Here is a 14727-nt window from a genome sequence, read left to right on the forward strand (position 1 = left end):
TTCCCTGCCTGTTACACGTGTGCCAGATGTGACGAGGGCGTTGTCGCGCGCCCTCGCGCGGAGCCAGAATGTGAGCCCTGTTCACCTTTCCCGCTCCGCCCCCTCGCTACGGAGGACGCACGTGGCAAGTGAAAGACACCTCCCCCGCCGCTCCGGCGACGGCATCTCCCGCCGCTCCCTGCTCGGCCGCGGCGCCGCGGTGGCCGCCGGCGCGACCGCCCTCGCCGCGACCGCCGCCGGTACGGCGTCCGCGGCGGCCACCCGGGACGTGGACGTCGCGATCGTGGGCGCCGGTCTGGCCGGCCTCACCGCGGCCCGCGACCTGGTGGCGGCCGGCCGGACCGTCGCCGTCCTGGAGGCCCGCGACCGCGTGGGCGGCCGGGTCCTCAACCTGTCCCTGGCGGGCGGCGGGGTCACCGAGGGCGGCGGCGAGTTCATCGGCCCCACCCAGGACCGCATCAAGGCCCTCGCCGACTCCCTCGGCGTGCAGACCTTCGCCACCTACAACACCGGCAAGAACCTCCTCTACAAGGACGGCAAGAAGACCCCGTACGCCACCGACGGCATCCTCGGCTCGGTCCCGCCGATCGACGCGGCCGGGCTCGCCAACGCCGCGATCGTGCAGGCCTCGCTGGACGACATGGCCAAGACGATCCCGGTGGACGCCCCCTGGACCGCCGCGAAGGCCCAGGAATGGGACCGGCAGACCTTCGAGACCTGGCTGCGCGCCAACGCCGTCGTCCCCTCGGCCAAGTTCCTCCTGGACGTGGCCTGCACCTCGATCTTCTCGGCCGAACCCCGTGAGCTCTCCCTCCTGTTCGTCCTCTTCTACATCGCCGCCGCCGGCAACGAGTCCACCGTCGGCACCCTGGAGCGCCTCACCGAGACCGCCGGCGGCGCCCAGGAACTGCGCTTCGTCGGCGGCTCCCAGCTGGTGCCGGTCAAGCTGGCCGCCACCCTGGGCGACCGGGTGGTGCTGAACGCCCCGGTGCGCGCGATCACCCGGTCGGGCAGCACGTACGTCGTGACGGCCGACGGCATCACCGTCACCGCCAGGAAGGTCGTCGTCGCCGTACCCCCGCCGCTCGCCGCCCGCATCACCTACGACCCGCTCCTCCCGGCCGGCCGCGACCAGCTCACCCAGCGCCTGCCGATGGCCTCGGTCGGCAAGGCGATCGCGATCTACGACACCCCCTTCTGGCGTGCCGACGGCCTCAACGGCCAGGTCGTCAGCGACACCGGTGTGGTCAGCTCCACCTTCGACAACTCCCCGCCCGACGCCTCCTACGGCGCGCTGATGGGCTTCATCGAGGCCGACGAGGCCCGGGCGCTGGACGCCGCCGGCGAGGCGGAGGTCAGGGCGGCCGTCCTGAAGGACTACGTGACGTACTTCGGCGAGAAAGCGGCCTCCCCCACCTCCTTCGTCCTGCAACGCTGGAACAACGAGGCCTACACCCGCGGCGGCCCCGTCTCCATCGCCGCGCCCGGCGTCCTGACCCAGTACGGCCCCGCACTGCGCCGGCCGGTGGGCGGCATCCACTGGGCCGGGACGGAGACCTCCACCCACTGGATGGGCTTCATGGACGGCGCGGTGCGGTCGGGCGAGCGGGTGGCGCAGGAGGTCCTGGCGGTCCTGTAGCCGTCCTTTTCTCGCTGCACGCCCATTCCTGACAACCCGTCAGCTATGTAATCTGACAGAGCGTCAGTTACTTGGCAGTCACACAGGAGCGGGCGGACCGATGCTTGGATCAACCCACGGCACCCTCACCACCGACTCCCGCCGGGCCCGGGTCATCGCGTGCGGCGAGCAGCCCGGACCCGCCGTCCACGGCCGGCCGGCCGACGTCGACGACCTCGACGTCAGCGGCCGGCCGTTGTATGCGACCGTCCCCGATCTGGACCGGTTCTTCCGGCCGGAGTCGGTGGCGGTCGTCGGCGCCTCGGACGCCGAGGGACGCCCGAACACCGGTGTCACCCGGCAACTGGTGGACTGGGCCGAGCGGGTGGGGGCGCGGCTGCACCCCGTGCACCCCACCCGCGAGTCCGTCTTCGGCATCCCCTGCGCCGCCTCGGTCGCCGAGCTGCCGGAGCAGGTCGACCTGGCCGTGCTCCTGGTCGCCGAGCCGCTGCCCGTGATCGAGCAACTGGCGGAGGCGAAGGTCAGGTTCGCGGTCGTCTTCGCCTCCGGATTCGCGGAGACCGGCGAGGAGGGCGCCGCCGCACAGGCCCGCCTCACGGCGGCCGTGAAACGCTCCGGCATACGCCTGCTGGGGCCCAACACCAATCTCAACGCCTTCGAGCGGTTCCGCGACGACCTCACCGGCCCGTCCATCGCGCTGATCACCCAGTCCGGCCATCAGGGCCGCCCCGTCTTCGCCCTCCAGGAACTGGGCGTCCGGCTCTCGCACTGGGCGCCGACCGGCAACGAGGCCGACCTGGAGACCGCCGACTTCCTGTCCTATTTCGCCGAGCGCCCCGAGGTCGGCGCCATCGCCTGCTACGTGGAGGGGCTCAAGGACGGCCGCGCCTTCCTTCTCGCCGCCGACCGGGCGGCCCGGCGCGGGGTCCCGGTGGTCGCCGTGAAGGTGGGCCGCACCGAGACCGGCGCCCGCACCGCCGCCTCCCACACCGGCAAGCTGACCGGCGCGGACGAGGTGGTGGACGCGGCGATGCGGCAGTACGGCGTGATCCGCGTCGACGGTCTGGACGAACTGCAGGACACCGCGGCCCTGCTGGCCCGCGCCCGCCCGCCGAGAGCGGACGGTGTCGTCGTCTACTCGATCTCGGGCGGCACCGGCGCCCACGCGGCCGACCTGGCCACGGCGGCGGGCCTGCGCCTGCCCGCCCTCTCGGACGCCAAGCAGGCCGAGCTGCACCAGTGGATCCCCGAGTACCTGAACGTCGCCAACCCGGTCGACAACGGCGGGCACCCGGTGGGTGACCGGCGCGGCCGGAAGATCATCGACGCGATCCTCGACGACCCCGAGGTGGGGGTGCTGATCTGCCCCGTCACGGGTCCCTTCCCGCCACTGAGCGATCGTCTGGTGCAGGACCTGGTGGACGCGGCGGAACAGACGGACAAGCTGGTGTGCGTGGTGTGGGGCTCGCCGGTGGGCACCGAGGCGGCCTACCGCGACGTGCTGCTGGGGTCCTCCCGGGTGGCGACCTTCCGCACCCTCGGCAACTGCGTCACGGCGGTCCGCGCCTTTCTCGACCACCACCGCTTCGTGAGCGACTACCGCTCGCCCTTCGACCAGGCCCCGCGCACCCCGTCCCCGTCCTTCCGCAAGGCGCAGCTGCTGATGCGCCCGGGCCAGCAGCTGAGCGAGCACGCGGCGAAGCAACTGCTGCGGGCGTACGGCATCCGGGTCCCGCGCGAGCAGCTGGTGACCAGCGCTGCGGCGGCCGTACGGGCGGCGGGGCTGGTCGGCTACCCGGTGGTGATGAAGGCGTCCGGCGCGCAGATCGCCCACAAGACCGAACTGGGCCTGGTGAAGATCGGCCTGACCTCGGCGAGCCAGGTCCGCGACGCCTACCGCGAACTGACCGACATCGCCCGCTACGAGGGCGTCGCGCTGGACGGCGTCCTGGTCTGCCAGATGGTCGAGCGGGGCGTGGAGATGGTGGTCGGGATGACCCACGACGACCTCTTCGGCCCGACGGTGACGGTAGGCCTCGGCGGGGTCCTGGTGGAGGTGCTGCGCGACGCCGCCGTGCGCGTGCCCCCCTTCGGGGAGGACCAGGCCCGCGGCATGCTCGCCGAACTGCGCGGGAGGGCCCTGCTGGACGGCGTCCGGGGACGCCCTCCCGCCGACGTGGACGCTCTCGTCGAGGTGGTCCTGCGGGTCCAGCGCATGGCGCTGGAGCTGGGCGGCGACCTGGCCGAGCTCGACATCAACCCGCTGGTGGTGCTGCCCTGGGGGCAGGGAGCGGTGGCGCTGGACGCGTTGGCGGTGTGTCGCTGAGATGCGTGAGACGAACATGCCCGATTCCCCCCGTGAGTCGGCGACTTCCGGAACGCCCCGAGTGACCGGAACCACCGGTGAGCCGGAAATCTCCCCTGAGTCATGGATACGGCACGCCACTGACAATCACGTCTCGATCCTCACCCTCAACCGCCCCGAAACACTCAACGCCCTCACCCCTGACCAGCGAGAACGCCTGATCCGACTTTTCTCCGAGGCCTCCGCCGACCCCGCCGTCCGGGCCGTCGTCCTCACCGGCACCGGCCGCGGTTTCTGCGCGGGAGCGGATCTGCGGGGCGGGGCCTCGACGGGTGACCGGGTGGCCGGCGACGTGGCCCGCACCCTGCGGGAGGGTGCCCAGCGCCTGATCGCCGCCGTCCTGGACTGCGAGAAGCCGGTGATAGCGGCGGTGAACGGCACGGCGGCGGGCCTCGGCGCACACCTGGCGTTCGCCTGCGATCTGGTCCTGGCCGCCGAGTCGGCGCGGTTCATCGAGGTGTTCGTCCGCCGCGGCCTGGTCCCCGACGGGGGCGGCGCCTATCTCCTCCCCCGCCTGATCGGTCCCCAGCGCGCCAAGGAGCTGATGTTCCTCGGCGACGCGCTCACCGCGCCGGACGCCGAACGCCTCGGCCTGGTCAACCGGGTGGTCCCGGACGGCGAGCTGGAGAAGACGGCCCGTGCGTGGGCGGACCGCCTGGCCCACGGCCCCACCCGCGCCCTGGCCCTCACCAAACAGCTGGTCAACGCCTCCCTCGACGCCGACCGCGGCACGGCCTTCGCCGCCGAGGCCGCCGCCCAGGAGATCAACATGACGACGGCCGACGCGAGGGAAGGAGTGGCGAGCTTCGTGGAGCGGCGGGCGGCCGAGTTCAGGGGCCGGTGACGGTCAGCCGCCGGCCGGTTCGAGGATCCGCAGATCCTGCGCGTCCGGGTCCCCGAGGAACCTGAACAGCTCGGGCGCGCGGTCGGTCCCGCCCACCGACCAGGTCACCTCGTCCCCGCACGTACTGCCGGTGCCCCTGCCCGAATCGAGGCGCACGGCGACGCCGTCCCACGCACCCGGCCCCTCCTCGAAGACCCAGGTGCCGGTGCCGTCGCACGTCACCGGTTCCTCCCCGAACCCGGCCTCCGCCGGCATCCGGACCACCTCGGCCCGCCCGCCCGGCGCCAGCCGCAGCTCCGCTCCGCTCCGGCCGCGCCAGACACCGGCGACCTCGTCGGCCGTCAGCCGGGGAGGTTCGTACTCCTCGATCAGTCCCGCGGCGGTGGCCAGCGTCCCGGCCGTGAGGGCGAGGACGAACAGGGCGGCCGAACCGGCGGCCGCCCGCCACCAGACGCTCCAGGCGCCCCACGACCGCCGCCGCGCGTAGGCCGTCGCGAGGACGGGCAGGACGGCGAGCGCCGCGAGGACGAGGACCGTGGTGCCGAACGGCAGGCCCCACAGGACGGCGGCCAGCGCGCCCCATCCGGCTCCGACCAGCACCGTGGCGGCCAGATGCCGGACCCAGCGCGGCCACCGGAGCCGGCCGTGCGCGAGCCGGGCGAGGGCGGCACCCGGCAGGGTCTGGGTGCAGGCGTGGAGCAGACCCAGCACCGGCAGGTACACGGGTGCGAAGAGGAACACGAAGAGCAGCGCGAGGGAACTGTAGGAGCGGCCGTACGGGTCGGTGGCCAGATCGTGCTCCCACCAGAGCGCCCACGCCGCCGGAAGCTGCGCCGCACCGACCGCGACCGCCGTCGCGACCCTGCCGTCGGCTCGCTTCGGCCCCTTCCCCCGGCCCGTCTCCGAGCCCTTCTCCGGGCCCCCCTCCGGGCCCATCTCCGAGCCCTTCCCCGGACCCCCCTCCGGGCCCATCTCCGAGTTCTTCTCCGGGCCCGTCCCCGGGCCGCTCGCCGGGTCTCTCTTCGTGCGCATGCCACCACCCCCAGGCGGCAGGGTACGCGCGCGTGTCACGGGGCCTCCCACCCCTTCCTATCTGACACACCGTCAGCTTCAATGAGGACATGATGGGACACGCGGGGATGGCGGCCGCCGCCGTCCGTTATCTGCGGGCCGGGCCGGTCGAGCCGCTGCCCCGCCCCGAACTGCGCTGCGTCCGCGAGGACGAACGGGCGCCGGTGGACCCGGGCGAGTTCCGGCGGGTGCTGGGGAGCTTCGCGTCCGGCGTGACCGTGATCACGGCACCCGGCGCCGCCCCTGGCGACGCCCCCGCCGGCTTCGCCTGCCAGTCCTTCTCGTCCCTCTCCCTCGACCCGCCCCTGGTCGCCTTCATGGTCGGCCGTACGTCCACGACCTGGCCGCGCATCGCGCGGGCGGGCGTGTTCTGCGTCAACGTGCTGAGCGCGGGCCAGGCCGCCCTGTGCCGCTCCTTCGCGAGAAGCGGCACGGACAAGTTCGCGGGTGTCGACCACGACGAGGCACCGGTCTCCGCCTCTCCCCGTCTCGCCGGCGCGCTCGCCTGGATCGACTGCACGATCCACGCGGTGCACACGGGCGGCGACCACCTCATCGTCGTGGGACGGGTGGACGCCCTGGGAACGCCGGACGGGGACGAGCCGCCCCTGCTGTTCCACCAGGGCCGGTTCCTCTGACCGGTGCCGGCGACGCGTGCGCGCCGGCCACCCGTTCAGGCCACCGCCGGCATCGCCGCCGGTACCGGCGGCCGGCGCCGGATCACCAGCGCCATCAGGGCCGCCGCCGCGCACAGCGCCCCGGACGCGTACCAGACCACGTCGTAGGAGCCGAAGGTGTCCCGGGCGACGCCGCCGAGGAAGGCGACCAGGGCCGCGCCCACCTGATGGGAGGCCAGGACCCAGCCGAAGACGATGGCGCTGTCGTCGCCGTACTGCTCTCGGCACAGGGCGAGGGTGGGCGGGACGGTGGCCACCCAGTCGAGGCCGTAGAAGACGATGAAGAAGATCATCGGCGGATGGACGGACGGCGCCAGCAGCATCGGGAGGAACAGGAGCGAGACGCCCCGCAGCGCGTAGTACACCGCCAGCAGCCGGCGCGGTGAGAAGCGGTCCGTGAACCAGCCGGAGGCGACCGTGCCGACCACGTCGAACACCCCGATGACCGCCAGCAGCGAGGCCGCCGCCGTGACCGGCATGCCGTGGTCGTGGGCGGCCGGCACGAAGTGGGTCTGGACCAGTCCGTTCGTGGAGGCGCCACAGATCGCGAAGGTGCCCGCGAGCAGCCAGAACGGGCCCGTGCGCATCGCCGAGAGCAGCACCCGCACCGTCCGGCGCGCGGCTCCCTGCACCGGGGCCGGCTTCGGTACGAACTCCTGGGCACCGTAGGGCTTCTGGCCGACGTCCGCCGGATGGTCGCGCAGCAGGATCCAGACGAACGGGACCACGGCGAGGGCGGCGAGCGCGACCGTCACCGCCGCCGGGCGCCAGTCGTGGCGGGTCACCAGCCAGGACAGCACCGGCAGGAAGATCAGCTGGCCGGAGGCGGAGGCCGCGGTGAGGATGCCGCTGACGAAGCCGCGGCGCTCGGTGAACCAGCGGTTGGTGACCGTCGCCGCGAAGGCGAGCGCCATCGAGCCCGAGCCGAGGCCGACCAGCAGGCCCCAGCACAGCAGCAGCTGCCACGCCGCCGTCATCCACACCGTCAGGCCCGAGCCGAGCGCGATCACGGTCAGGGCGACGGCCACGACCCGGCGGATGCCGAACCGGTCCATGAGGGCGGCGGCGAAGGGCGCGGTGAGCCCGTACAGGGCCAGGTTGATCGAGACCGCCGCGCCGATCGTGCCGCGCGACCAGCCGAACTCCTGGTGCAGCGGGTCGATGAGCAGGCCGGGCAGCGAGCGGAAGGCGGCCGCGCCGATGATCGTGACGAAGGTGACGGCGGCGACGAACCAGGCGCGGTGGACGCGCCGGCGGCGGGTGGGCTTCTTGTCCTCAATGGCTGCGGGAGCCTCGCTTGTCTGGGTCACGCCATAAAGAGTGCTGTCTCGGCCACTCCCCTCACGAGTGGCCCGAAGGACAGCATTCGCTAGGATCGGGCCATGAGCCCCGGCAGTGAGCACCGCCCGCACCGCGTCGTCGTCCTCGCGCTCGACGGCCTGCTCCCCTTCGAGCTCGGCATCCCGCACCGGATCTTCGGCCGCCCCAAGGACGCCCGGGGCAGGCCTCTCTACGAGGTCCTGACCTGCTCGGTGCGGCCGCCGGGACCGGTCGAGACGGACGCCGACTTCGCGATCACGGTCGCGCACGGCCCGGAGATCCTCGCCACCGCCGACACCGTCGTGATCCCCGCGTCCTACGAACTCGGCCCCGTCTTCGAGGAGGGCGTGCTCACCGACGAGCTCGCCGCCGCGCTCGCGCACATCCGCCCCGGCACCCGCCTCGCCTCCATCTGCACCGGCGTGTACGTCCTCGCCGCCGCCGGCCACCTCGACGGCCGCCCCGCGACCACCCACTGGGCCGAAGCCGAGCACTTCCAGCGGCTCTTCCCGGAGATCGACGTCGACCCGGACGTCCTCTTCATCGACGACGGCGACGTCCTCACCTCCGCCGGTGTCGCCGCCGGCATCGACCTGTGCCTGCACATGGTCCGCCGCGACCACGGCACCGCCGTCGCCAACGAGGTCGCCCGCCGGACGGTGGTCCCGCCGCACCGCGACGGCGGGCAGGCGCAGTACATCGAACGTCCCGTGCCCGACCCGCAGCAGACCGGCACGACCACCGCGCGGGCGTGGGCGCTCGGCCGCCTGCACGAGCCGATCCAGCTGCGGGACATGGCCGCGCAGGAGGCCATGTCCGTACGGACGTTCACCCGCCGCTTCCGCGAGGAGACCGGCGTCAGTCCGGGCCAGTGGCTCACCCAGCAGCGCGTCGAACGGGCCCGGCACCTGCTGGAGTCCACCGGTCTGTCCGTCGACCAGGTCGCCCGGGACGCAGGCTTCGGCACCGCCCAGTCGATGCGGCAGCACCTACAGGCGGCCCTCGGGGTCACTCCGACGGCGTATCGCCGCACCTTCCGCACCGGGACCGACGGAACGGCTCCCCACGAGCCCACCCGCCACAGCGAAGTCGACACCCTCCCCTGACCGACCGGCATACCGCCTTCGCACCCCATCACGGGCCGGGGCCGTCAGAACGTCAGTACGCCGCGGGCCACTCTGCCGGCCTCCGCGTCCGCCGCCGCCTTCTCGAAGTCCTCGACCGGGTAGGTCCGGGTGATGAGTTCGTCGAGGAGCAGGCGGCCCTCGCGGTACAGGCCGGCGTACAGGGCGATGTCCCGCTGGGGGCGGGAGGCGCCGTAGCGGCAGCCCAGGATGGACTTGTCCAGGAAGAGGGAGGAGACGAGGAAGGAGGCCTCCGCCGTCGCCGGCGGCACCCCCAGCAGCACCGCCTGGCCGTGCCGGTCCAGCAGGTCGACGGCCGCGCGGATCAGCTCCACCCGCCCCACGCACTCGAAGACGTGGTCCGCCCCCGTCGGCAGCACGTCCCGCACGCCCTCCGTGGACGTCAGGAAGTCGGTGGCCCCGAACTGCCGTGCCACCGCCTCCTTCGCCGGGTTGGCGTCGACGGCGACGATCCGCAGCGCGCCCGCGATCCGCGCGCCCTGGAGGACGTTGAGCCCGATGCCGCCCGTCCCGATGACGACGACGCTCTCGCCGTACCCCACGCGCGCGCGGTTGAGCACGGCGCCCACGCCGGTCAGCACCCCGCACCCGATCAGCGCGGCGGAGGACAGCGGGATGTCCTCGGGTATCCGCACCGCCTGGACGGCCTTCACGACCGTCCGCTCGGCGAAGGCGGAGTTGGAGGCGAACTGGTACACCGCCCGGCCCGCGCGCAGGAAGGGCTTCTGAGGGCGCCCGATCGCCTGCCGGCACATCGTGGGACGCCCCCGGTCGCACTCCGCGCAGGTCCCGCAGCTGGCGAGCGTGGACAGCGCGACGTGGTCCCCCGGCACGACATGGGAGACCCCGGCCCCGACGGCCTCCACCACCCCCGCCCCCTCGTGCCCCAGCACCACCGGCGCCGGGAAGGGGATCGTCCCGTCGATCACCGACAGGTCGCTGTGGCACAGCCCGGCTGCCGAGATCGCCACGAGCACCTCGCCCGGGCCCGGATCGCGTACGTCGAGATCGTCGACGACCTCCGCCCGCTTCCCGTCGAACAGCACGCCTCGCATCACGCCACCACTCCCCTGTCACCTGGGCTGTCTGGGCAGGCCGAGCACGCGCTCGGCGATGATCGTGCGCTGGATCTGGTCCGAGCCGCCGTAGATCGTGTCGGCCCGGGAGAACAGGAACAGGTGCTGTGCGTCGTCGAGTTCGTACGGCGTCGCGGGCGTCCAGTCCGACGGGCCCGCGCTCGCCGCCGCGCCCCGCACCTGCACCGCGAGCTCCCCGAGCCGCTGATGCCAGCCCGCCCACAGCAGCTTGGCCACACTCGGCGCCCCCGGCCCACCGGAACCGCCCAGCGTCCGCAGCGCGTTCCACCGCATGGTCCGCAGCTCCGCCCACAGCCCCACCAGCCGGTCGCGTACGACGGGGTCGTCGGCCGCGCCCGTCTCCACGGCTGTGCGGATCACCCGCCCCAACTCCTCGGCGAAGCCGATCTGCTGGGCGAGCGTGGACACCCCGCGCTCGAAGCCGAGGAGGCTCATCGCGACCCGCCAGCCCTCGCCCACGGCGCCGACGACATGCTCCACGCGCGCGTGCGCCCCGTCGAAGAAGACCTCGTTGAAGTCGCTGGTGCCGGTCATCTGCCGGATCGGCCGGACCTCGATCCGGCCCGGCTGGTCCATGGGGACGAGGAGGAACGTCAGCCCGTGGTGGCGCGCCGACCGGGGGTCGGTGCGGGCGAGGACGAAGCACCAGTCGGCCTCGTGCGCGAGGGAGGTCCAGATCTTCTGGCCGGTGACGCGGTACGTCCGTCCGTCGGGGGCGAGTTCGGCCCGCGTACGGACTCCGGCGAGATCGGAGCCGGCGCCCGGTTCGCTGTAGCCCTGGCACCACAGTTCGGCACCGGCGGCGATCGGGGGCAGGAAGCGGGCCTTCTGCTCCGCCGTGCCGTGCGCCAGCAGGGTGGGCGCGAGGAGGTTCTCCCCGATGTGCCCGGAGCGGGGCGGGGCGGCCGAGCGGGCGTACTCCTCGGCCCAGGCGACCTGCTGGGTGAGGGTGGCGGTGCGGTTGCCGTACCCGCCCTCGGACCAGCCGATCCCGATCCAGCCCGCGGCACCCAGGGTGCGCTCCCAGCCGCGCCGGTCCGGCGCCTTCCCGGCGTGCGACGTCAGCCACGCCCGGGCCTCCGCCCGGAACGCCTCGTCCTGTGCAGTGAACCCGAAGTCCACGGGGTCTCCTCTCCGCCGCGGAGTGTGCGGAACGCGGGGGCGGGAACCACGCGACCAGCCGCGACGAAGCCGCGGCCGCCGCCCGGCCGTCCCCCGGTGTGTCAGGCGTTCGGCCGGCTCCCGTCCGCCGCGGCCCGCCGCATCTCCTCCAACCGCTCCAGCATCGGCATGGGATCCACCCCCACCGTCCCCGGCAGCGCCTCCGCGATACGCGCCGGCGTCCAGGACCCGCCCTCGGCGTACGCGGCCCGCAACTCCCGGGGCTGCGCCCACACCGCGATCTTCGCACCGGCGACCGTGTAGACCTGCCCGGTTATCCCCAGCTCGCGTGCGCGGTCCGACAAAAGGAACATCACCATGGCGGCCACGTCCTCGGGCTCCCCGATCTCCGTCAGCTCCGTCGGCACCCCCGCCGACATCCGGGTGCGGGCCACGGGCGCCACCGCGTTCGCGGTCACCCCGTACTTGTGCAGCCCGAGCGCCGCGCTGCGCACCAGCGAGATGATCCCGCCCTTGGCCGCGCTGTAGTTGGCCTGCGACACCGACCCCTGGTGATTGCCGCTGGTGAAGCCGATGAGGGTGCCGGACCGCTGCGCCCGCATCACCGCCGAAGCCGCCCTGAACACCGTGAAGGTCCCCTTGAGGTGGGTGGCGACGACCGGGTCCCACTCCTCCTCGGACATGTTGAACAGCATCCGCTCACGCAGGATCCCGGCCACGCAGACGACCCCGTCGAGGCGTCCGTACGCCTCCAGGGCGGTGTCCACGACCCGCTGCCCGCCCGCCATCGTGGAGATGTCGTCGGCGACCGCGACGGCCTCTCCGCCCGCCGCCTCGATCTCCTTGACGACGGCCTCGGCGACCTCGCTCGTGGGTGCCGCGCCGTCCACGCCCACCCCGTAGTCGTTGACGACGACCCGGGCGCCCTCGGCCGCCGCCGCGAGCGCCACCGCCCGTCCGATGCCTCGTCCCGCCCCCGTGACGGCGACGGCCTTGCCGGCCAAGAAGTTCCCCACGCCCAGCCCCTTCCCGCAGTTTCCGACGGACGGTTAGATGCCCTGAAGAACGTATCTGACGGTCCGTTAGATTCTATGTCCCGCCGGACGGGCGAGGACAAGCCCCGGGGAGGCACCGGATGGCACTGCCGGAGGAGTTCCACGACATCGCCAAGCGCGTGAACAACTGGGGGCGCTGGGGCACCGGCGACGAGATCGGGACGCTGAACCTGATCAGCGACGAGGTCGTACGGGCCGCGGCCGCCGAGGTCCGCACGGGCCGCCGGGTCCCGCTGGCCCTGCCGCTGCGCGAGGACGGCGTGCAGAGCGGACTGATCCCGGGGCGGGTCAACCCGCTGCACGCCATGGTGCAGATCAACCAGGAGATCTTCGGCCCCGGCACGGTGGCGTGCAGCGACGACGCCGTGACGATGGGCCTGCAGGCGGCCACGCACTGGGACGCGCTGACGCACGTCTCGCACTCGGGGAAGCTCTACAACGGCCGCCCGGCCACCACCATCACCGCCCACGGCGGCGCGGAGTTCAGCGGGATCGACAAGGCGCGGCACGTCGTCTCGCGGGGTGTGCTCCTGGACGTGGCACGCGCGCGTGGTGTCGACCGGCTGGAGGGCGGCCACGCGGTGACCCCGGAGGACCTGGACGCGGCGGAGGAACTGGCCGGCACGCGCGTGCGCGCCGGTGACGTCGTGCTGGTGCGGACCGGGCAGATCCAGCTCTACCTGGCGGGCGACAAGCAGGGGTACGGCTTCCCCTCGCCGGGGCTGTCGATCCGCACCCCGGAGTGGTTCCACGCGCGCGATGTGGCCGCCGTGGCGAACGACACCCTGACCTTCGAGATCTTCCCGCCGGAGATCGAGGACCTGTGGCTGCCCGTGCACGCCCTCGACCTCGTGGAGATGGGGATGCTGCAGGGCCAGAACTGGAATCTCGAAGAGTTGTCCACAGCCTGTGGACAAGCGGGGCGTTACGCGTTCCTGCTGTCGGCGATGCCCGAGCCGTTCGTCGGGGGCACCGGGACCCCGGTGGCTCCCGTGGCGATCCTCTGATCTCCCGGCCTCTGATCTCCCGGCCTCTGATCTCCCGGCCTCCGATCCCCCGGCCCTTGAACCCCCGACCTCCGAACCCCCGGCCCCCGAACCCCCTCCCCGCACCCCCCACACCCACGAGACGCCGGATGGCGGCGCGCCGCTGCCCGCCCCGAGCACGGCACCGCGCGCCGCCATCCAAACCGGCGCGCTCTCCCCGGCTCCCCTCCGGCCCTGAGGGACCTCGCGCCGCGCCACGACCCACACTCGGCAAGGGCTGTCGTCCCCGAAACCCTCGTCGTCCCCTCACGGCGAATCGCTGACCACAAGCGTGATCAAACGGACACGCCGCGTCAACACCCGAACGGGGATTTATTACTTACGCCCCATTTGCAGCGGGCGCGCACAGAAGCACATCAGGGCGCACCGAGGCCGCCCCGGCCGGGCACGACAGCGCTTTCTGCGCCCGTGCACCGCACCTGACGATTCCTCACGTCACACGACCTGGAACGCGAACCCCTCGTACGCCGGCTCCGGGCGCACCGGGGGCTTCGGGTAGACCGGCGCGGGGAAGACCGCACCCTCCCGGCCGCCCGCGTTCCCGAGGTCCGCGCCACTGCCGGCACCACTGCCGTTCCGGTCGCTGCTGCCGCTGCCGCCGCCCCGCGCGCTCGCGCACTCCGCCGCGCCCTCGGCGGGCCCCTCGCAGCGGTCCAGTTCGCACCAGATGCGCTTGCCGCCGCCCTCCACGCTCCAGCCCCAGCGGTCCGCCAGGCAGTCGACGAGGGCCAGACCCCGGCCGCCCGTGGCGTCGTCGCCCACACACCGGGGGACGGGGGCGCGGTCGCTTCCGTCCGCCACCTCCAGACGGACGGTGGCCGCCCCGTCCGCCGCCTCCGGCCCGCCGCCCGGCAGGGACAGCCGCACCACGGCCGGACAGCCGGTGTGCACCACGGCGTTGGTCACCAGTTCGGAGACGAGCAGGATCAACGTCTCCGCGAGCGGCTCGTCGTCCCCTATGCCGGACCCGGCAAGGCGCGAACGGGCCCACCTGCGGGCGCGCCCCACCTCTGCGGGGTCGGGCCGGATCTCCAGCTGCACTTGAAGCACCTGCACCGCTCACACCATCCGAACCGGCGGACACATGGCCGTGCGCCACGCGAGCCACGCGAGCCGCGTGTGCACCATGACGACGGGGGCCACGATCGTAGCCATTTTCTGCATGGCCAGAACAACAGCCAGAGGCAGCGTGACGGAACGTGAATCCCTTACGAGACAGCTTGGTTGACGTACAGTCACCTCAACAAGCGCTTCGGGCATATTCCAGCGCGAAGGAGTACTCGTGCGGCATACTGTGCGAGGCCCACGCCGGGGAGTCGAACAGGCGGGGGCCCGAGGCCCGTCCG

General features: G+C 73.1%; 12 protein-coding genes. 6 read left to right on the plus strand and 6 right to left on the minus strand.

Annotated elements, in window-relative coordinates:
- Positions 1 to 121: 121 nt before the first annotated feature.
- The 3 genes from ACFY2L_RS28740 to ACFY2L_RS28750 all read left to right on the plus strand — a co-directional run bounded on the left by ACFY2L_RS28740 (position 122) and on the right by ACFY2L_RS28750 (position 4848).
- Entirely contained in the window at positions 122 to 1639 is a 1518-nt protein-coding gene (locus tag ACFY2L_RS28740) for a flavin monoamine oxidase family protein (RefSeq protein WP_390660375.1), read from the plus strand.
- A gap of 100 nt (positions 1640 to 1739) precedes the next feature.
- Positions 1740 to 3965, plus strand: coding sequence for an acetate--CoA ligase family protein (locus ACFY2L_RS28745; protein WP_390660376.1), 2226 nt, complete (start codon positions 1740 to 1742; stop codon positions 3963 to 3965).
- Positions 3966 to 3981: 16 nt separating this feature from the next.
- Positions 3982 to 4848: an enoyl-CoA hydratase/isomerase family protein gene (locus tag ACFY2L_RS28750; protein WP_390660377.1), complete on the plus strand. Its 867-nt coding sequence runs from the start codon at positions 3982 to 3984 to the stop codon at positions 4846 to 4848.
- Between the two features lie 3 nt (positions 4849 to 4851).
- On the opposite strand, the gene ACFY2L_RS28755 is transcribed toward ACFY2L_RS28750, so the two are convergent.
- On the minus strand, positions 4852 to 5880 hold the full coding sequence (locus ACFY2L_RS28755) for a hypothetical protein (protein ID WP_390823847.1): 1029 nt from the start codon (positions 5878 to 5880) through the stop codon (positions 4852 to 4854).
- Between the two features lie 92 nt (positions 5881 to 5972).
- Here ACFY2L_RS28755 and ACFY2L_RS28760 point away from each other — a divergent pair, with 92 nt between their 5' ends.
- On the plus strand, positions 5973 to 6557 hold the full coding sequence (locus ACFY2L_RS28760) for a flavin reductase family protein (protein WP_390660617.1): 585 nt from the start codon (positions 5973 to 5975) through the stop codon (positions 6555 to 6557).
- 35 nt (positions 6558 to 6592) lie between these two features.
- Here ACFY2L_RS28760 and ACFY2L_RS28765 read toward each other — a convergent pair whose 3' ends face one another.
- Entirely contained in the window at positions 6593 to 7906 is a 1314-nt protein-coding gene (locus ACFY2L_RS28765; RefSeq protein WP_390660379.1) for an MFS transporter, read from the minus strand.
- 72 nt (positions 7907 to 7978) lie between these two features.
- On the opposite strand from ACFY2L_RS28765, the gene ACFY2L_RS28770 reads away from it, so the two are divergent.
- The gene (locus ACFY2L_RS28770) at positions 7979 to 9022 is read left to right on the plus strand and encodes a GlxA family transcriptional regulator (protein WP_390660380.1); all 1044 of its coding nucleotides are present in this window, start codon (positions 7979 to 7981) and stop codon (positions 9020 to 9022) included.
- A gap of 44 nt (positions 9023 to 9066) precedes the next feature.
- Here ACFY2L_RS28770 and ACFY2L_RS28775 read toward each other — a convergent pair whose 3' ends face one another.
- From ACFY2L_RS28775 to ACFY2L_RS28785, 3 genes are all read right to left on the minus strand, one after another.
- Positions 9067 to 10116, minus strand: coding sequence for a Zn-dependent alcohol dehydrogenase (locus tag ACFY2L_RS28775; RefSeq protein WP_390823848.1), 1050 nt, complete (start codon positions 10114 to 10116; stop codon positions 9067 to 9069).
- 18 nt (positions 10117 to 10134) lie between these two features.
- Entirely contained in the window at positions 10135 to 11280 is a 1146-nt protein-coding gene (locus tag ACFY2L_RS28780) for an acyl-CoA dehydrogenase family protein (protein WP_390823849.1), read from the minus strand.
- A 101-nt stretch (positions 11281 to 11381) separates the two neighbouring features.
- A complete protein-coding gene (locus ACFY2L_RS28785) occupies positions 11382 to 12296 on the minus strand; it encodes an SDR family oxidoreductase (RefSeq protein WP_390660383.1) in 915 nt (304 codons plus the stop codon).
- Between the two features lie 119 nt (positions 12297 to 12415).
- On the opposite strand from ACFY2L_RS28785, the gene ACFY2L_RS28790 reads away from it, so the two are divergent.
- Positions 12416 to 13342 (plus strand): cyclase family protein, encoded by a 927-nt coding sequence (locus ACFY2L_RS28790; RefSeq protein ID WP_390660384.1) that lies wholly within the window; start codon positions 12416 to 12418, stop codon positions 13340 to 13342.
- A gap of 474 nt (positions 13343 to 13816) precedes the next feature.
- Here the strand turns inward: ACFY2L_RS28790 and ACFY2L_RS28795 are convergent, their stop codons facing one another.
- The gene (locus ACFY2L_RS28795; protein WP_390660385.1) at positions 13817 to 14437 is read right to left on the minus strand and encodes an ATP-binding protein; all 621 of its coding nucleotides are present in this window, start codon (positions 14435 to 14437) and stop codon (positions 13817 to 13819) included.
- Positions 14438 to 14727 lie beyond the last annotated feature (290 nt).

The sequence above is a fragment of the Streptomyces sp. NPDC001381 genome (genome assembly GCF_042895685.1).
In the GTDB taxonomy this organism is placed as follows: Bacteria; Actinomycetota; Actinomycetes; order Streptomycetales; family Streptomycetaceae; genus Streptomyces.

Coding starts and splice junctions, on each gene's coding strand:
- ACFY2L_RS28745 (WP_390660376.1), top strand. CDS start 1,740: ATGCTTGGATCAACCCACGGCACCCTCACCACCGACTCCCGCCGGGCC.
- ACFY2L_RS28750 (WP_390660377.1), top strand. CDS start 3,982: ATGCCCGATTCCCCCCGTGAGTCGGCGACTTCCGGAACGCCCCGAGTG.
- ACFY2L_RS28755 (WP_390823847.1), bottom strand. CDS start 5,880: ATGCGCACGAAGAGAGACCCGGCGAGCGGCCCGGGGACGGGCCCGGAG.
- ACFY2L_RS28760 (WP_390660617.1), top strand. CDS start 5,973: ATGGGACACGCGGGGATGGCGGCCGCCGCCGTCCGTTATCTGCGGGCC.
- ACFY2L_RS28770 (WP_390660380.1), top strand. CDS start 7,979: ATGAGCCCCGGCAGTGAGCACCGCCCGCACCGCGTCGTCGTCCTCGCG.
- ACFY2L_RS28775 (WP_390823848.1), bottom strand. CDS start 10,116: ATGCGAGGCGTGCTGTTCGACGGGAAGCGGGCGGAGGTCGTCGACGAT.
- ACFY2L_RS28790 (WP_390660384.1), top strand. CDS start 12,416: ATGGCACTGCCGGAGGAGTTCCACGACATCGCCAAGCGCGTGAACAAC.